The sequence below is a fragment of the Arthrobacter sp. SLBN-83 genome (assembly GCF_006715285.1).
In the GTDB taxonomy this organism is placed as follows: domain Bacteria; phylum Actinomycetota; class Actinomycetes; order Actinomycetales; family Micrococcaceae; genus Arthrobacter.
Map to the genome: position 1 here is coordinate 626,718 of NZ_VFMX01000001.1, position 17,597 is coordinate 644,314.

At 66.9% G+C, this 17,597-nt stretch carries 16 protein-coding genes and 1 tRNA gene; 7 read left to right on the top strand and 10 right to left on the bottom strand.

Annotated elements, in window-relative coordinates:
* Positions 1-26 precede the first annotated feature (26 nt).
* Positions 27-99, top strand: a tRNA-Thr gene (locus FBY30_RS02750).
* Between the two features lie 55 nt (positions 100-154).
* Here FBY30_RS02750 and FBY30_RS02755 read toward each other — a convergent pair.
* Complete coding sequence (locus tag FBY30_RS02755) at positions 155-382, bottom strand: hypothetical protein (protein WP_142131136.1); 228 nt, start codon at positions 380-382, stop codon at positions 155-157.
* Between the two features lie 311 nt (positions 383-693).
* Between FBY30_RS02755 and FBY30_RS02760 the strand changes: the two genes are divergently transcribed.
* The 3 genes from FBY30_RS02760 to FBY30_RS02770 all read left to right on the top strand — a co-directional run bounded on the left by FBY30_RS02760 (position 694) and on the right by FBY30_RS02770 (position 4,635).
* Positions 694-2,676, top strand: a complete 1,983-nt coding sequence (locus FBY30_RS02760) for an APC family permease (RefSeq protein ID WP_142131137.1) — start codon at positions 694-696, stop codon at positions 2,674-2,676.
* Positions 2,677-3,012: 336 nt separating this feature from the next.
* The gene (locus FBY30_RS02765; protein WP_235009310.1) at positions 3,013-3,885 is read left to right on the top strand and encodes a polysaccharide deacetylase family protein; all 873 of its coding nucleotides are present in this window, start codon (positions 3,013-3,015) and stop codon (positions 3,883-3,885) included.
* A 117-nt stretch (positions 3,886-4,002) separates the two neighbouring features.
* Positions 4,003-4,635 carry a hypothetical protein gene (locus FBY30_RS02770; protein ID WP_142131138.1) on the top strand — a complete coding sequence of 211 codons (633 nt, stop codon included), beginning with the start codon at positions 4,003-4,005 and terminating at the stop codon, positions 4,633-4,635.
* Here the strand turns inward: FBY30_RS02770 and FBY30_RS02775 are convergent.
* The gene (locus tag FBY30_RS02775) at positions 4,632-5,873 is read right to left on the bottom strand and encodes an NAD(P)/FAD-dependent oxidoreductase (RefSeq protein WP_142131139.1); all 1,242 of its coding nucleotides are present in this window, start codon (positions 5,871-5,873) and stop codon (positions 4,632-4,634) included. The two genes, FBY30_RS02770 and FBY30_RS02775, sit on opposite strands and share 4 nt — an antisense overlap.
* Positions 5,874-6,004: 131 nt before the next feature.
* Here FBY30_RS02775 and FBY30_RS02780 point away from each other — a divergent pair, with 131 nt between their 5' ends.
* The 3 genes from FBY30_RS02780 (at position 6,005) to FBY30_RS02790 (ending at position 8,367) form a co-directional block, all read left to right on the top strand.
* Positions 6,005-6,988 carry a hypothetical protein gene (locus tag FBY30_RS02780; RefSeq protein WP_142131140.1) on the top strand — a complete coding sequence of 328 codons (984 nt, stop codon included), beginning with the start codon at positions 6,005-6,007 and terminating at the stop codon, positions 6,986-6,988.
* 64 nt (positions 6,989-7,052) lie between these two features.
* Entirely contained in the window at positions 7,053-8,150 is a 1,098-nt protein-coding gene (locus tag FBY30_RS02785; RefSeq protein ID WP_142131141.1) for a hypothetical protein, read from the top strand.
* A gap of 31 nt (positions 8,151-8,181) precedes the next feature.
* Positions 8,182-8,367, top strand: a complete 186-nt coding sequence (locus tag FBY30_RS02790; RefSeq protein ID WP_142131142.1) for a hypothetical protein — start codon at positions 8,182-8,184, stop codon at positions 8,365-8,367.
* Positions 8,368-8,521: 154 nt separating this feature from the next.
* On the opposite strand, the gene FBY30_RS02795 is transcribed toward FBY30_RS02790, so the two are convergent.
* From FBY30_RS02795 to FBY30_RS02830, 8 genes are all read right to left on the bottom strand, one after another.
* Positions 8,522-9,367, bottom strand: a complete 846-nt coding sequence (locus FBY30_RS02795; RefSeq protein WP_142131143.1) for an aldo/keto reductase — start codon at positions 9,365-9,367, stop codon at positions 8,522-8,524.
* A 127-nt stretch (positions 9,368-9,494) separates the two neighbouring features.
* Positions 9,495-9,938, bottom strand: coding sequence for a hypothetical protein (locus FBY30_RS02800; RefSeq protein ID WP_142131144.1), 444 nt, complete (start codon positions 9,936-9,938; stop codon positions 9,495-9,497).
* Between the two features lie 8 nt (positions 9,939-9,946).
* Entirely contained in the window at positions 9,947-10,573 is a 627-nt protein-coding gene (locus tag FBY30_RS02805) for a bacterial proteasome activator family protein (protein WP_142131145.1), read from the bottom strand.
* A gap of 77 nt (positions 10,574-10,650) precedes the next feature.
* Positions 10,651-10,854, bottom strand: a complete 204-nt coding sequence (locus tag FBY30_RS02810; RefSeq protein WP_142131146.1) for a YbdD/YjiX family protein — start codon at positions 10,852-10,854, stop codon at positions 10,651-10,653.
* On the bottom strand, positions 10,854-13,154 hold the full coding sequence (locus FBY30_RS02815) for a carbon starvation CstA family protein (RefSeq protein WP_200830624.1): 2,301 nt from the start codon (positions 13,152-13,154) through the stop codon (positions 10,854-10,856). The genes FBY30_RS02810 and FBY30_RS02815 overlap by 1 nt, the downstream gene beginning before the upstream one ends.
* Positions 13,155-13,301: 147 nt before the next feature.
* The gene (locus FBY30_RS02820; RefSeq protein WP_142131147.1) at positions 13,302-16,157 is read right to left on the bottom strand and encodes an FtsX-like permease family protein; all 2,856 of its coding nucleotides are present in this window, start codon (positions 16,155-16,157) and stop codon (positions 13,302-13,304) included.
* Positions 16,157-16,894 (bottom strand): ABC transporter ATP-binding protein, encoded by a 738-nt coding sequence (locus FBY30_RS02825; RefSeq protein WP_142131148.1) that lies wholly within the window; start codon positions 16,892-16,894, stop codon positions 16,157-16,159. Before FBY30_RS02825 ends, FBY30_RS02820 begins: the two co-directional genes overlap by 1 nt.
* Positions 16,891-17,496, bottom strand: a complete 606-nt coding sequence (locus FBY30_RS02830) for a PadR family transcriptional regulator (protein WP_142131149.1) — start codon at positions 17,494-17,496, stop codon at positions 16,891-16,893. The genes FBY30_RS02825 and FBY30_RS02830 overlap by 4 nt, the downstream gene beginning before the upstream one ends.
* Positions 17,497-17,597: the final 101 nt, after the last annotated feature.

A 17,597-nucleotide genomic window follows, 5' to 3' on the forward strand; every position in this document is an offset into this window, starting at 1 on the left:
CGGTTCCGCCGGGGATTTCGTGCGGTGCTTCCTTAGCTCAGTCGGTAGAGCGTTTCACTCGTAATGAAAAGGTCATCAGTTCGATTCTGATAGGAAGCTCGGGATAAACCCCGGACAGCCCCTGGATTCAGGGGTTTCCGGGGTTTTTCGCTGGTTAACGGTCTCCGTAGGCTCCTGGTGAAGTGTCCGCTTTGGACCGGATAAACGCCTGGTCCTCGCGGGATATGGCTGCTTCACCGTGCTGCCCCGTTTCGGGGTTCTCCCCCGTTTCCTTGGAAATTACCGCGGCAATCGTCCTGGGCAGCGTCTGGCATCCCGGGTTGTCGGTCAACCACTTCCTGGTGGCCGGGTCGAGGCGGCCCCAACGGTCTTTGAGATTCATGGCCGGCTGCTGTTCTCCCTGTCTAACGAGCAGAGCCCAAGCTCTGCGGCGGGCACTCCGCCCGCCCCAACCCATTAGTTAACGGCGGCACCGCGGGAGGGCACAGGGCCTTAAGTCTCAATCTCCGGACGGATCCCGTGGACAACCGGCGGCGGGGTGGCCAGGTAAAGGCCAGGCGTTAAGAAAGCGTCAAGATACTTCCGCCAATCCGCCCCCTGTACGGCGCCGGTGCTACGCTCCCGGATTACGGGCATCGGCTTCCCCAGCCCGGGGCTGCGGCCTGTGGCGGGACCAGCAGAGGGGAGACTCCCGTGACGTCCTCTATCCAGCACTCCATACCGGAAAGTGTTCCCCGCCCTTCGCAGGAGGCAGCGCCACGCAACCCCTTGGTCCGTTGGCTGCTTGAGAACCGCGTTCACCAACCTGAAGGCCTCGAGGCACCGGAACAGGAACACGGACAACAAAGCTGGTGGAAGGTCATGTGCCTGACCGGCGTCGACTACTTTTCCACCCTGTCCTATCTGCCGGGAATCGCGGCCCTTGCTGCCGGCGCACTGTCTCCGCTGGCGACGCTGCTCATCGTCGCCCTGACTCTTTTGGGCATGCTGCCCATGTATCGCAGGGTGGCAGCTGAAAGTCCCCACGGCCAGGGTTCCGTGGCCATGCTGGAAAAGCTCCTGCCGTTCTGGCGCGGCAAGATCTTTGTCCTGGTCCTGCTCGGGTTCGTGGCGACGTCCTGGATTATCACCATCACGCTTTCCGCAGCGGACGCCACCGTCCACCTGCTCGAAAATCCCTTCCTTCCACCGGTCCTCAAGGGCCAGGCTGTACCCATAACCGTGCTGCTGCTGGTGATCCTTGGCGGAGTGTTCCTGCTCGGTTTCTCGGAGGCTGTCGCCGTCGCCATACCGCTTGTGGGGGTCTTCCTCCTGCTGAACGCCATCGTTATCGGGTCAGGCATGGTCGATGTCATCGCTGATCCCAGGCTGTTGAGTTCCTGGAACGGGACACTGGCGGCTCAAGGGACGGGCCTTGGCGGCATAGCAGGTCCCGCGCTCCTGGCCTTTCCCTTGCTGGTCCTGGGGCTATCGGGATTCGAAACAGGCGTCAGCATGATGCCATTGATCGCATCCGCGGGTGCCACGGGCGAAGACAAACTGCAGGGGCGCATCCGAAACACGCGGAAACTGCTCACCACTGCGGCGCTGATCATGAGCGTTTACCTGATCGGCAGCAGCTTCGTGACAACTGTCCTTATCCCCCACGAGGCTTTCCAACCGGGCGGGGCAGCCAATGGCCGCGCCCTTGCCTACCTGGCCCACGAACGCCTGGGCAGCGGCTTTGGGTCCGTGTATGACATCAGCAGCATCCTTATCCTCTGGTTCGCCGGGGCGTCGGCGATGGCTGGGCTGATCAACATCGTGCCGCGCTACCTTCCGTCCTACGGCATGGCTCCGGAATGGACGCGGGCGGTCCGGCCGGTGGTGCTGGTTTACACCACGGTCAGCATCCTCATCACCATCGGGTTCAAGGCAGATGTCAATGCCCAAGCCGGCGCCTATGCAACGGGAATTCTGGTCATGATGGTTTCCGGCGCCGTCGCCGTGACAATCTCGGCCCTCCACAGGAAACACCGCGGAGCCGCGACCGGCTTCACCGTGCTGACACTGGTGATGCTCTATGCACTGGCCGCGAATGTGCTCGAAAAGCCGGACGGCATCACCATCTCGGCCTTCTTCATCCTCGGGATCATCACCGTGTCACTGGTGTCAAGGGTCAGCAGGACCACCGAACTCCGCGTCGACAGGATCGAATTCGATGCGGTTGCGCGCCGGTTCATCAAGGCGTCCCTGGACTACGACGGACGCCTGACCCTGATAGCGAACAAACCGCAGGCGCGCGACGTCGCCGAATATGACCAGAAGACGGCAGACCAGGAGGACAGCAACCCAACACCCTGGACGGCCGACGTCATCTTCCTGGAGATTGACGTCACCGACCCCTCTGGATTCAGCAAGGTCCTGGCGGTCAGGGGCGTCGAGGTGGGCCATCACAGGGTGCTCCGTGTACAGAGCCCGGCCGCGCCCAATGCCATCGCAGCCATCCTGCTGGCACTGCGGGATGCCACAGGTGTGATCCCACATGCATACTTCGAATGGTCCGAAGGCAACCCGCTGGCACACCTGATGCGCTACCTGCTCCTTGGCCAGGGCGATACTCCGCCGGTGGTGCGCGAAATCATCCGGCGCAACGAACCGGAGCCCCGGCGCCGTCCCGGTATCCACGTCGGATAGCGGTGACGGATTGCCCTTGCACGGCGGTTTGTTAAGCCCGCCGCTCCGGCTACCCGTCAAGGTTCAGGAAACGGCAAGGCGGCCAAGGTATCCTCCCGGAGTGACTCCCCGCTTTCAGGCTGCCATTCCGCGCGCAACGGCTTGCGCCAACGCCTACGCCTACTCGGCAGGCTGCAGCCGTACGCTGCGTGCCACCCCTGGCTGCCGCGCAGTAGGCAGCCGTGGGGCCGTCCCTGCCTGGTCGCGGCGGGAGGCCTAAGGTTGGAACCGAACGCGCCCCGGCACCTGGGCCAGGACGGCAAAGGCCCCGGCCGGAGGGCAGTCCTGTTAGCAGCCATGCTGACACTTTCAGCCGCCGTGCCGGACCTGCAGCCGCATCCGAACCATGAGTCCGCACCGCAAGGAACGCCGCCGGAAGACGGCGATTCAGCTGGCGTTTCCTCCCCGGTGATGAACACAGGGCCCGACGGTGACGAACCTGCACCTGCGCCTGCCATGCCATCGGCGCCGCCCTTACCTTCACGCGCGCAGATCGTCGACACCTACAGCAAGCACCAAGCCCGCTACTGGGGTTTGGAGGCTCCGGGCGTCCTGACGCGGCTGCCGCCCGGCGCGCAGGGTATCGCCCTCACCTTCGACTTTTGCGGCGGCTCCGGCGGCAGCGCCTACGATCAGGCGCTCCTGGACACCCTGCGCCAGCGCCACGTTCCGGCCACGCTCTTCCTGAATTCGAGGTGGATCACGGCCAATCCCGCCATGGCCCGGCAACTGGCAACTGATCCGCTTTTTGAAGTTGCCAACCACGGGACCTCGCACAAGCCGCTGTCCACCACCGGCAACACCGCCTACGGAATCCCAGGCACAAAGAACGCCGGCGAGGTCTATGACGAGGTCATGCCGAACGACGGCGTCGTGGCCGCCATCACGGGCAAGCGTCCCAGATACTTCCGCCCGGGCACCGCCTACATGGACGACGTCGCCGTGGACATCCTCGGCGCGTTGGGAGTGAAAGCCGCTGGCTTCAGCATCAATGGCGACGGCGGCGCAACGTTCCCAGCCGCCGTCGTCGCCAAAGAGGTGGGAAGGGCCCGGGCAGGCGACGTGGTCATCTGCCACGGCAACCATCCCAATGGCGGAACGGCGGAAGGCGTAAAGCAGGCGCTGGACAAGCTGCTGGCAGCCGGGATGTCCTTCACCCACCTGCCGTGAGCGCCCCCTGGGCTGGTGGCGGGGTGCGTGCCGATCCGATACGTTGACAGGGAAGCCCTGCCCAGCAACCGGCGGCTGGACCGGGGTCCGGCCGCAGCCAAACGTTAGGAATTGCTCATGCCGGAACAGCACAACACTCCTGCCATCGGATGGATCCCTGCCTGGGCGGACCTCCAGGGACGCTCCGCAGAAGCGATGGACGCCGGCTTCGTTGTCGAGGGAGGCACAGGAGAGGCGCCCCAAGGACAGGAGTACGTGACGGTATGGGCAGGCGGGGATGCTGAGGAGCTTGCCGCCAAGGCAGCGGGTAAGGGTGCGGGCCTGACCCTGCTTTGCGCTGACCCCGGAACTACCCGGGACCTGGCCCCGGGCGGTCTCACCCGGGTGTCCGAGAGGGTCCTGCTCATGGCCCCCACGGCCGAACTGAACACGGGAGTGGAACTCCCTGATAACTCCCAGGTGGCCCTGGCACCCATGGAAACCTATGACGCCGTCGAAATCACCGTCTTTGACCGCCCGGTGGCCCGGGGCCGTGTCCAGGTGCGGGATGACTTCGCCGCGGTGGCCATCACGGAAGTCCCGGAAGGCCCGGAAAAGCAGACGTTTGAGCGCGGGCTGTTCGCCGCCATGGCAGAGGAGGCCTTCCTCCACGGCGCCGAGTACCTGCACATGGTGGTCGAGCCGGACGCTGCCGCCCCCTATGAGGCAACAGGGTGGACCACCGCCGGCCGCCTGGTAAGTTTCGGCTAGTCCGGCCTGCCCACCACCACCTGTGCCGGGCTGTGGGTCACATAGCCATTGGCCCAGGAGAACAAGGCCCGGACTTTCTGCTGGAAGCCGGGCAGCAGGGCAAGGTGAACTGCCAGCCACGAAACGAACGCCAGCGGGCCCTGCAGCTGCAGGCGCCGCCGGCCCAGTTCCGCTACGGCTGCGCCGCGTCCCACCATGGCCATGTAGCCCTTGTCCCAATAGCGGAAGGGCTCCCGGACACCGCCGGTAAGGTCTGCGTAGATGTTGCGGGCCGCCCACTTGCCCGATTGCTGTGCCACGGATCCAAGCTGCGGCAGCTTGTTTCCGTCAGCGTCAACAATGTTCGCGGAGTCGCCCAGGACGTAGACACCTTCGAGGTCGGGGGCTGTCAGGTCGGGCTGTACGTCCACCCGGCCGCCCCTGCCCTGCTTCAGGCCGGACTCAGTGATGATCCGCCCCGCCTGCAGGCCGCCGGCCCACACAACGATCCGGGCCGGAATAACCGTCCCGTCCTTGAGGGTCACCCCGTCAGGCCTGACTTCACCCACCGCCGTCCCCATGTGCAACTGAACGCCCAGTTTCGTCAGCCGGTCCCGCGCGTACGCCTGGGACTTTTCGGAAAAAGCAGCCAGCACGTTGGGGACCATGTCCACCAAGTGCACGTGACACCGGGCAGCCAGTCCCGGCGAGAAGTACTTCGGCACAAGGTACTTGACGTTTTCCGCCAATGCACCTGCTGTCTCCACCCCGGTTGGGCCACCACCCACCACGATCACGTCTGCGTCAACCGATGGTTCCCGGTCGGCCTCGTCCATCACCGCTGTTATCGCGGCGCTGAGCCGCGTTGCGTCCGCCACCGAATACAGCGGGTAGGCATGCTCATCAGCGCCCGGCGTATTGAAGAAGTTCGGCACCGCGCCAGTGGCAATGACCAGGACCCGGGACCGGTAACTGGCACCGTCTGCGGTAGTGACGGTGCGGCTGGCCGCGTCGATGGCGGTCACCTCCGCCGTCAGGACGCGGACATTGTTGATCCTGCGGAACTCGGACCGGAGCGGCCGGGTGACCGCCGAGACGCCAATCTGGGATGCAGCCACCTGGTAAAGGAGCGGCTGGAACTGCTGGTAATTGTTGGCATCGAGCAGCAACACCCGGACGCCCTTGCGGCCTAACTCCTCAGCCGCCGTCTTTCCGGCAAAACCGCCGCCAACCACGATGACCTGATATGAATCGTCCATTCGTGCAACATACCCCTCCCGGCGGGCGAGTAACAGGGTGCCCCGGCCGCTGCATGATGGCGGACGTCTTGCCCCGGAAAGGGCGGGGGAACCTTCAAGACCCTCACCCTCCCGGCACCTAAGATTGCGGCATGGAAGACGAAGCCCTGGCGGACATCGCGGATCGGCTCTATGCCGGGCCGTTGGACGACTTCGTCGCGTCCCGGGCCGCCGCCGCCAAGGAGGTTGCGCGCCAGGACAAGGGACTGGCTGCAGCGGTCCGCGGCCTGCCCAAGCCGTCCGTAGCTGCTTGGGCCCTGAACATGCTGGCGCGGCACCGGCCGGACGTCCTGGACGCGCTCGGCGACCTCGGGGCGCGCATGCGGGCCGCGCAGGAGTCGCTGGACGCCCCCGCCCTCCGGGAACTGGGCCGGGAGCGGCGCACTATGCTGGCTGACGCCGTCGACACTGCGCGGTCCGTTGCCCGGGAGCAGGGCCGTTCCATCAGTGACGCGATGGCCTCGGACGTCGAGGAGACCCTTCGGGCCCTGACAGCAGACGCGGGTGCGGCCAACGCCGTCGGCAGTGGCCGGCTGCTGAAGGTCCTGTCCGCCGACGGCGTCAATGACGTCGACCTGGATGGGGCGGTGGCCCTCCCCGGGCTGCTTCCTGCGGCGCCGTCCAACCGCCCCGCCGGCACTCCCTCCTCTGCACCGAAGGCACAGGCAGCAACAGCAGCGAAGAAACGGACGACGCCGGAACCCGCCTCCCAGCCAAAACCCACCAGGCCGCGGCTTGAGGCAGTGCGGCAGACGCCCCGGCCAGCCTCGCCACCGGCGCTGGAAAAGGCAAAGGCGGCCCTTGCCGAAGCCCAGTCCGCCGAAGAGGAGGCCGTACGGCTTGCCGGCGAACTGCAGGACCAGGAGGAGCAGGCGAGGACGGAAATCGCGGAACTCCAGCAGGAGACGGTTGAGCTGCGGAGCAGGCTCAAAGCCGCCGAGGATAGCCTGGAGCGATCGCGCAAGAAGCTTGCGGCGACATCCGCGGAAGCGAAGCAGGCGGCCCGGGCGGCAGACAAAGCCAGCCGCACCGCCGTGCTGGCACAGGAACGCGTGCTTCGGCTGCGCAGTAACTGAGACCCGCACAAAGCACCTATCGGTCCCCCTCCCGCAGGCCGTTCAGGAGACCTACTCTGGAGCTATGGATGCCGCAGCAGCCCATGCCTTTGCGATTCCGCCGGCAGCAGTTCACCGCCCCACCACGGCCCTCGAGGACGCCATCACCCTCGCGGCCGGTGTCTGGCTCCTCATTGGAACCTATGTTGATGGCTGGGCCCACAACAATCTCCGCAACCTCGAGACGTTCTTCACGCCATGGCACGCCGTCCTGTACTCGGGTTTCGCGGCCTGCGCCGTCTGGATCGCCTCCCTGACGTGGCGCCGGCACGCACCCGGCACGCGGTGGGTTGAAGCGGTCCCTGCGGGCTACGGGGCTGCGGCGGCCGGAGTCGCCATCTTCCTGGCCTCCGGGATGGGAGACTTCGCCTGGCATTCGGTGCTTGGCATCGAGCAAAACATCAGCGCACTGTTCAGCCCGTCCCATCTTGGACTTGCCACGGGCGGATTCCTTATCCTCGGCGCCCCGTTCTCGGCCGCATGGCAGTCACCCGGGCGGCCCTGGCCCCGACTGGTGCCGGCATTCGCCAGCGCCATGCTCGCCGGGATGGTGGCGGCGTTCATCCTCCAGGAATTCGCCGTCTTCGCCCGCCACGGGCTCGTCCAGACCTACACCAACGCAGCGGGAACGCAACCTACGGTGACGGGCCCAACGTCGGCCGGCATCATGATCTCGCTGGCGACCTTCCTGGTCTCGACGGTGGTGCTCTTTGCTCCCGTCCTGCTGCTGTCACTGCGGTGGCGCCTGCACCCCATGGTCCCCGCGGCAATGACATTTGTCCCTTCGGCAGCCCTCCAGGTCATGGTGGCGCTGCGGGACGCCTGGCTGGTGCCGGTGGCCCTTGCCGGTGCGGTCCTGGTGGGAGTGGTGTGGGTGGTGGTGCGGCCGGCGCCGGACCGGCCCGGCAGGCTGATGACTGCGGCAGGTCTCTCCCCAGTCGTTTTTTGGGCGCCCTATTTCGCCGGCGCGGCGCTCCGGGACGGTTCCCTTAGCTTCTCCCCCGAAATCTGGAGCGGAACGCTCGTCTGGGCCGGGCTGGGAATGCTGGCACTGGCGGCCCTCACGCTGAAGGTGCGGGCCGGGACCGGTCCCCATCCACAACACGCGGAGGCTGGTTCCTAAGAATGTCAGACCCCGGTTGCACACTGGATTTATGGAAAACCAAGCTGTACAGGAATTTCACGTAACGTACTTCGACGCCGATTGTGGCCGGGCCCGGTCCGAGGTCTTCGAGACGCTCGAAGAGGCTGAGCGCTTCGCCTGCCGGCACTGCCACGGCGAGGACAACTGGGCCGTCGTGGACGCCGTCGTGGTGGAGCACATCCAGGTCGCTGCCTAGGGCGTCCCACCCAAGGCGCTGCCAGGTAGAGCTGGCTCACTGGCCCTGGTTTAAAACCATCAGCCCGCGCTGCCAGGCGATTGCCGGCAGCGCGGGCTGACGTTGTTTGACGGGAGTCCGCAGGCCTTGTTGGGCCGGCTCCCCGCGTCGCTGGTTAGGCGAAGTCGGAGACCGCGGGATCGGCTCCGATGCGGCCTTCGCCGCTGGCGGTGCGGTCCAGCTTGTTGATGGCCTCAACGTCCTCGGCGTCCAGGGACACCTCAAGCGCGGCGAAGTTCTCCTTGATGCGCGACTCGGTCACGGACTTGGGGATGACCACGTTGCCGATCGCCAGGTGCCAGGCAATGACCACCTGGGCGGGTGTGGCCTGGTGCTTGTCGGCGATGGACGCGATGGTGGGGTCGTTCAGCAGCTCGCCGCCCTGGCCCAGCGGGGACCATGCCTGGGTCAGGATGCCCTTGGAGGCTCCGAACTCGCGCAGCTCACCCTGGTTGAAGTAAGGGTGCAGTTCGATCTGGTGGATGGCCGGAACCACGCCCGTTTCGTCGATGATGCGCTGCAGGCCCTCCACGGTGAAGTTGGAGACGCCGATGGACTTGACCCGTCCGCGCTTCTGAAGCTCGATCAGCGCCTTCCAGGTGTCAACGTACTTGTCCTGCTTGGGCTGCATCCAGTGGATCAGGTAGAGGTCCAGCGTCTCCAGGCCAAGCCGGTCCATGGATTCCTCGAAGGCGGCGAGGGTTGACTCGTAGCCCTGGTCCGCGTTCCACAGCTTGGTGGTGATGAAGATCTGTTCCGGGGAGAGGCCTGAGCTGGCGATGGCGCGGCCCACGCCGGCCTCGTTGCCGTAGATCTTGGCCGTATCGATGTGGCGGAAGCCGGCCTCGAAAGCCTGGCGGACAACCTTTTCAGCCACGTCGTCCTCAACCTGCCACACACCGTAGCCGAGCTGGGGAATCGTGTTTCCGTCGTTGAAAGTCAAGGTAGGTGAAAGAGTCATGCTTTCATCCTGCCAAAACAGAGCCCCGGAACGGGCTCGATCCGCGCCTTGTCAGCCAGTCGCGTAACACCAAAATTTCCAAGAGATTTGGGAATATTTCAGGCCGCCGCCCAACGCCGTCCGCTGGCTATTCCCCGCGAAGCTGCCTCTCGGCGTCGTCAACCTGCTGGAAGACGGCCTCGGCACGGCGCCGCACGGACGCTGCTCCTACGGGCACGGGACCGACGGCGAGCCGAAGCATCGCTGCAGCTTCGGCCGTGGTGGCCAGCGAGTTTCCGGCCTTGGACAGCGACCGGTGCACATTGGCGAGGGCAACAGGTATGTCCAGGCCTTCACTGGGCGAACGCCGCTGCGCCTCCATGCACACCGCACGCACCCGCTGCAACAGGGCGGCGAGTTCGTTCGCAATCTCCACCAGCTCGGCGTACAGCTGGTCATCCTCCACGCCCTCAAGCACCTGGTGGAAGCGGTCCAGTCCCCTGTGGAAGCGGTCGTGGGCGCGTCGCCACAACCCCTTGCCCAGTTCCGCATCATCCTTGCGCCCTTGCCGGGCGGCGCTGAAAAAGCCCAAGCGGAACCTTAGAGGTACTGCCCCGGACCGTGGTCCGGTTCATCACGGGGGCTTGGCCGCGACGGGGCCCCGGGGCGGGCGCCGGCCGGTGCCCGCTGCGGCTCACCGTTCTCACCAATCACGACGCCGGGCGCAATCATGGTGCCGGGCGGCAACTGGCGCAGCTGCATTTGCGCGGCGGCCTGCTGCTGGGCGGCATGCTGGGCCGCGATGGCGGTCTGGATACCGTGGAAGAGGCCCTCGAGCCAGCCGACCAGCTGGGCCTGGGCGATCCGGAGCTCCGCGTCCGAGGGTGTGGCTTCGTCGGAGAAGGGCAGGCTGATCCTGTCCAGTTCCGCCACGAGCTCCGGCGCCAGGCCGTCCTCGAGCTCCTTAATGGAGCGTTCGTGGATTGCCGCGAGCCGGCCGCGTGCCGCGTCATCCAGCGGAGCGGACTTCACCTCTTCGAGGAGCTGGCGGATCATGGTGCCGATCCGCATCACCTTGGCCGGCTCGTCCACCAGGTCCTGCAGGTTACTGCCCCGGGGTTTGCCGTCCCCGGCGGACGGATCCTGCATGGATTCCTCTGCGTCGTCAACGGGGGTGCCTTCTACCGGGAGGTCCTCAGCTGCCTGAGTGTCTTTGGGATCGCTCATGCGTTCATACTCTCACGGCCTATCCGCCCGGGGCCCGCCAGGAAGCCTCCTGGCGGGCTTGTCCGCTGCGGGCACAATCAGCAGCACCTGCCCTGGGGGTTGCTGTCCTGGCGGTCCGCGCGGTCCCGCCAGAACTCCCGTTCGGTCAGGGGCGCCTCCTGGTGCCCGGCCGCCCTGTGGTGCTCCAGGTACTTGGCGTAGGCGTCGGCGCCCATGACGCCGCCCAGGTAGCGGGCGAAGCCGCGGAACCCGCTGGCCACCAGGGCGATGCCGCTGCTCATCAGTGCCCGGCCCGTTCCAGCCGGGCGTCGGCGGGCACTTTCTCCCACTCGGCGGCCAGTTCACGTTCCGCGGTGGTGGGCACCAGCCCCGCGGGGGCGAAGACGCGCGACGGAACGAACGGGTCCTCGTTGTCCATGGTGGCTATCCCGGCCGCCCTGTCGCGGAAGGCCTTGACCGTGGCGAGTACCGCCGTCGCAATCACGATGATGCTGAGCACCACGAAGATCACGGACAACCAGCCCTGGATGGCGGTGTTGCGGACCACGGCCTCCATCGCGGCCACGGACTTGGCGGTGCCGAACTCGGTCTTGCCGTCCGCCAAGGCCTTGCTGAACGCTGCGTTGTTGGCGAAGTACCCCACCGCCGGGACGGGCGAGAAGATCTTCTGGTAGCTGGCGGTGATGGTCACCACCGCGGCGAAGGCCAGCGGCAGGGCCACGATCCAGAGGTACTTGAAGGTACCGCGCTTGGCGACGATGGCCAGGCACACGGCCAGCGCGATGGCGGCCAGCAACTGGTTGGCGATGCCGAACAGCGGGAACAGGGTGTTGATGCCGCCCAGCGGGTCGGTAACGCCCATCAGCAGCACGGCGCCCCAGGCAAGGACCATGATGGCGGTGCAGAGCCAGGCCCCGGGACGCCAGGAGGCTTCCTTGAACTTGGGGACGAAGTTGCCGATGGAATCCTGCAGCATGAACCGGGCAACACGGGTGCCGGCGTCCACAGCGGTGAGGATGAAGAGTGCCTCGAACATGATGGCGAAGTGGTACCAGAAGCCCATCAGCGCCGTGCCGCCGACGAACTGGTGCATGATGTGCGCCAGGCCCACGGCCAGCGTGGGGGCGCCGCCGGTGCGGGACACGATGCTTTGCTCGCCCACGTTCCGTGCCGTCTCAGCCAACAGGTCCGGGCTGATGTTGACCCCGGCCAGGCCCAGGCTGTTGACCCAGGTGGCCGCGGTTTCAACGGTTCCGCCGGTGAGGGCAGTGGGGGCGTTCATGGCGAAGTAGAGGCCGCGGTCGATCGAGATGGCGGCTACCAGGGCCATGATGGCCACGAAGGATTCCATCAGCATGCCGCCGTAGCCGATGTACCGGGTCTGCCGTTCCTTTTCCACCAGCTTGGGGGTGGTGCCGGAGGAGATCAGGGCATGGAACCCGGACAGGGCGCCGCAGGCGATGGTGACAAACAGGAAGGGGAACAACGCGCCGGAGAACACGGGCCCGTTTTCCCGGCCGGCAAACTCGCTGAAGGCCGGGACAGTGACTTCGGGCCGGACCACGATGATGGCCAGCGCCAGCATCACGATCACGCCGATCTTCATGAAGGTGGAGAGGTAGTCGCGCGGGGCGAGCAGCAGCCAGACCGGCAGGATCGCGGCGATGAAACCGTAGATGATCAGGCCCCAGGCGATGGTCACCTTGTCCAGGTGGAACACGGCGGCGCCCCACTCGGTCTGGGCCACCAGGCCGCCGCCAATAATGGCGGCCATCAGCAGGACGAAGCCGATGATCGAGACCTCCATGACCTTGCCGGGGCGCAGGTAGCGGAGGTAGACACCCATGAACAGGGCGATGGGGATGGTCATGCCCACGGAGAACACGCCCCACGGGCTTTCACCCAGGGCATTGACGACGACGAGTGCCAGGATGGCCACGATAATCACCATGATGAGCAGGGTGGCAATGAGTGCGGCCGTGCCGCCGATGACGCCGAGCTCCTCGCGGGCCATCTGGCCCAGGGAGCGGCCGCCGCGGCGCATGGAGAAGAACATCACCAGGTAGTCCTGGACGGCGCCGGCGAGGACGACGCCGACGATGATCCAGATGGTGCCGGGAAGGTAACCCATTTGGGCTGCGATGACCGGGCCCACCAGCGGGCCGGCGCCGGCGATGGCGGCAAAGTGGTGGCCGAACAGCACGTTGCGGTCCGTGCGGACGTAGTCCTTGCCGTCAGCCTTGTACTCGGCCGGGGTGGCGCGGCGGTCGTCCGGCTTGGTGATGTACCGCTCGATCACCTTGGAGTAGAAGCGGTAGCCGATGAGGTACGTGCACACGGAGGCGAAGACGAACCAGATGGCATTGACGGTTTCACCGCGGACGATCGCCAGCATGAACCACGCAACGCCGCCCAGCAGGGCAATGGCGGCCCAGAGTGCGATCTTGGCCGGGGTCCATTTCCGGTCCTCGGCCTCGAGCCGGGCCTCGTCCACGGCGGGCGGGGGAAGATCCGGGTCTGTGGCCAGCCCGCCGCCCTCCGCCCGTGATCCGTTCTTCCGCTGGTCAGGCACTCCGGCCATGTCTCCTCCTTGAGAGTTCTCACACTTCTGCCATGGGCACCCTACCAACGCGGGCCATCCACAAAGCGGCCGACGGCGGCGCGGCGCCCGGCCATGCGGCGAACGGCACCGCCCCGGCGACGAACGAGGGGGACGGCAGCCGTCCTGCTAGGCCAGGCCGCGCCGGGACAGCGGCAGGCCGGAGCGGGTGCAGGCCCAGGCAAGCGTTGCGCCCACCAAAGGCACGGCAACCACCAGGGCCAGCAGGTGAAGCCAGGGAACCTCCACTGCGGTCCGCATATCCGTGGACATGACCAGAAGGAGCGCGGGCACCACCCCGGCGAGCGCCCCCAGCAAAGCGCCCACGCCGCTGGTGAACAAGGCCTGCGATCCGGCCAACGCGCGGCGCAGCCGGGGTGACGCGCCAACCCCGGCAAGGGTGGCATGGTCCGTGCGGGCGTCGGCCAGGGACAGGCCGGTGGTGATACCCGCCGCACTGAACGTGATCAGCGCCGCGGCAGCCACGATGGACCAGGTCATCCACTGTCCGCCCTGCGAGATACCTGGTTCCGCTTGGAAGGGCATGCCGGGCTGCCCATAGACGGCAGCGGCTGCAGCGGAGGCTGCATCCGCCTCAGATTCCGACGGGTACTTCGCCAACTGCACCAACAGTCCGGTCGGTGCCGGGCGCAGGTCAAGGCGCCGGGCTGTCTCGGGTGAGACAACGCCGTAGTAAGGAACGTCGACGGCCGGTTCGAGCACCGCTGCGGCCAGGGTGGTGCTGCTGACCACTGAAGGGACAGTGCCGGGTCCAGAGGGCGCCGGCCCCTGGGTCCGCACATCCTTGGCCTGGAGCACGGCCTTTCCGTCATGGACGAAGACCTGGTTGGTCACCACCATCCCGCCGGCCTTAAGCACCGCGAGCGCCTCCGGGGACGCGTCCCGGCCCAGCGCTGCCCGGATCTCCTCCCCGCCGCCCACCAGGATGGCCCGGTCGGACGGCTGTTCATCGACCATGGATCCGCGGCACCGCCAGTCCGCCCGGTCTACGAGCCTTCCCTGCGGCGTCGTGGGACACTCGTTGGCCTGCGGTTTGGCCAGCGAAAAAACCAGGCAATTGGAGGTGTCCGTCCGTGCCGGGAACCCTGCGTCGGCGGGACCTTCCGGACAGTTGAGCAGGCCTTCAGGAGCCGTGACGAGCTGGGTTGATTCGACAGTGCCCAGGGCCTCCGCCAGCGCGGAGGAAAGCACGGATGCGTCCACCTGCCGGGGCGCCTGCCTGGTTCCGTCGGCCGCCGGGGGTGGGTCCACTGCCAGCGGCAGATACGCTTGGTTTTCCAACCCGCTCCAATAATGCGCCTCCCGCTGTCCCGCCTGCTGGCTGGCTGACAGCACCAGGGCGGCGCTTGCGAGCGTTGCTGCTGCCAGCACCGCTGCTACCGCGGGCACGCTCCGGCCGCGGTTCCTCGCCGAGTCCCGCGCGGCCATCCGGAGGGAGAGGGACAGCCACTGTGTCCGGGATGTAAGGCGGAGAATCAGCCAGCCGGTCACCAGCACCAGGCCGGTAACGGCGAAGACCGCACCCGCACTCAGCATCGAGACCACCAACGGCAGTTGCTCTGCCTGCCGGTCGGGGTCATTCGTGGATGCCCCAATAAGCCAGCCGGCTGCCAGCAGCCCAGCGGCAAGGGCCAGGGCCACGGCGCCCGCCAGGGTGGGCCGCGTACCTTTAGGTGCCGTCGTCCGCCCGGATTTGAGCGCGCCCAGCACCGCGTGCCGGGACACCTGGCGGGCGGGGACCATTGCGGCCAGGACGCAGGCGGCCAGGCCCATGGCCATGGCGCCGGCGGTCAACAGGAAGTCCGGGTGCAGGCCGGCCAGCCGGGCAGAACCAGTCGAACGGACAAGATGCACGACGGCGGCAGCGGCTCCCAGCCCCAGTGCGGCTCCCGCGGAAACGGCAAGGCTGCCGAGCCACAGTCCGCCCGCCGTGACGACGGCCCCAATGGTGGAACTTTCCGCTCCCGCGGACGCCAGCAGCGCCAGTTCACGCATCTGGCGTTTTGCTCCAACAGCGAAGGCGGCGCCGGCCAGCAGGCCCACCTCTAGGAGTGCGAGCGCCCCGACCAGGCCGAACGTAGCGTAGACGGTCACCAGCACAGGGGTGTTGTCGTGCAGCAGGGAACCCGGAACAGTGCGCTGGCCGGCGGACGGCGGGTCCAGCACCACGCTCCGGGACAGCACCCCCACCCCTTTGCTGTTGGCCTCCCTGATCTGCTGCCAGGTAACCGGCTCGGGGCCCACCAGGTAGTAGGACACGGATTGGCGGTTCAGCGGCCCCTGCTGGATACCGGCAGCCACCTGGCTGGACTGCAGGTACAGGATGCTGTTGCTGTCCGCGGCGGAAGCGTCACGGATGGTACCCACCGGGACAAAGGTTCCTGCCGACGTCGTGAATTCCTGGCCGAAGGCGAGGTGGAACCGCGCCATCAGCCCCGGCGAAACCAGCACCTCCGTCCCGTCGTGCGGTGCGCGGCCGGCCAGCAGGCTGTACTTGCCCTCAAAAGCCGGATTGAGCGCGTCAACCTCTCGGCCCTGCAGGGAAACAAGGGCCTCGCCCACCCCCGTGGTCAGCTGCAGCTGGCGTTGCCGCAGGACCTCATAGCCTGCGGGGAGGGCATCGAGGGGATCAGTCCGCTGGAAGTCCGGGTCGTAGCGGCCGGAGCTGGAGGCGATGACACCGTCATTGAGTGGGTCCTGCAGCGAGTCCGCGCTGGGGACCGGCAAGGCGCTGAACCTGGCCTGCGTGTTGCCCAATTCGTACCGGACAATTTCCGCGGGCGTGCGCTGGGAGCTCTGGTAGAGGGTGGCTGCGCCGGTCATGCCGGCCACCGGCAGCATGATCAGCAGGACGATCAGGAGCGAGCGCCCCTTGTGGCGGGCGATGTCGCGGCGGGCCAGCCGGAGGGCAATCCGGTGGCTGCTCCGGCGCCAGTGCGGCACCGGAGTCAGGTCCAACGGCATCAGAGCCCGGCCTGCGTCAGGAGCATGGTGGGATCGTGCATGGCGGCCGCCTGGTCGATGATGCGACCGTCGCGGAGGAAGACCACCCGGTCCGCCCAGGCCGCGTGCCTGGCCTCGTGCGTGACGAGCATGACGGCGGCACCGGCATCGGCCCGGGCACGGAGTACTTCCATGACGCCCTGGCCCGTCGTGGAATCGAGCGCGCCGGTGGGTTCGTCGGCCAGGATCAGCCGGCGCTTGCCCACGATGGCGCGGGCAATGGCCACGCGCTGCTGCTGGCCACCGGACATCTGGTCCATGAAGCGGTCGGCGAGTTCCGGAATTCCCACCTGCCGGAGCGCATCCGCGGCCTGCCGGTGGGCCTTCCTGGCGGAAGTTCCATCCAGCTCGAGAGGCAGTGCCACGTTTTCCGCGGCCGTAAGCGTGGGAACCAGGTTGAAGTCCTGGAAAACGTATCCAACGGCCCTGCGGCGCAGGCGGGCAAGGTCGTTCAGGCCCAGCCCGGCCAAGGGCGTGGATTCGACGAAGACAGCGCCCGAGGACGGCCGGTCCAGGCCCCCGGCAAGGGCCAGCAGGGATGATTTGCCGGAGCCCGACGGGCCCATGACCGCGACGAACTCCCCCGCGCTGATGGTGAGGTCGACGTCGCGGAGTGCAGCGACCGCCGTCGCGCCTTCCCCGAATGTCCTGCCAACCTTGGCGAGCTCCAGAACCTGCTGCGCCCCCTGCAGGCTCACCGGCGGCTGTCCGCGTTGAGCGGGGCTTCTTCCGCGGCCCCGTTGGAAGTTTTCCTCGCCGCACCCGTGGCGGCTGACTGCGCCTGCTGGACCATCCTGGCCTCGCAGAGGTCCAGCCAGCGGACCTCTGCCTCGGTCTGGAAGATCAGCGAATCCAGGACCAGGAGCCAGGCAGTGTCCGCGGCCCGCTGGTTGGCCGCGGTGTCACGGCGTGCCTTGGTGTAGTCCTGCAGTGCCCGGATGGACGCCACCCGCTGCGCCTGGATGATGGCCTGCACGTCCACACCGGGCAGCGTGACGGCGAGCGCGAGTTTGATGGCCAGCTCATTGCGCGGCGGGTTGTTGCGCTCCACCGGGGCTGCGAACCAGTTGCGGACCTCTGCTTGTCCGGCGGGCGTAATGCTGTACACCACGTGCCCTTCACCGTCGTCGCCTTCTTTGGCCACCAGGGCGTCGCGTTCCAGCCGGTCCAGCGTGGTGTACACCTGCCCGATGTTCAGGGGCCACGTGGCTCCGGTACGGTTCTCGAACTCGACCCGCAGCTGGTAGCCGTAACGCGGCTGGTCCTGCAGCAGGGCGAGGAGGCTGTGGCGAATGGACATTTTGCTCCCCCGGGCTAGTCACTGTCGGTATGCACAGGCCCCCAAGACCCGTGCATACCGCGTATGGTCAGCGTAACGCCCAAACCTGCCGGATGCAATAC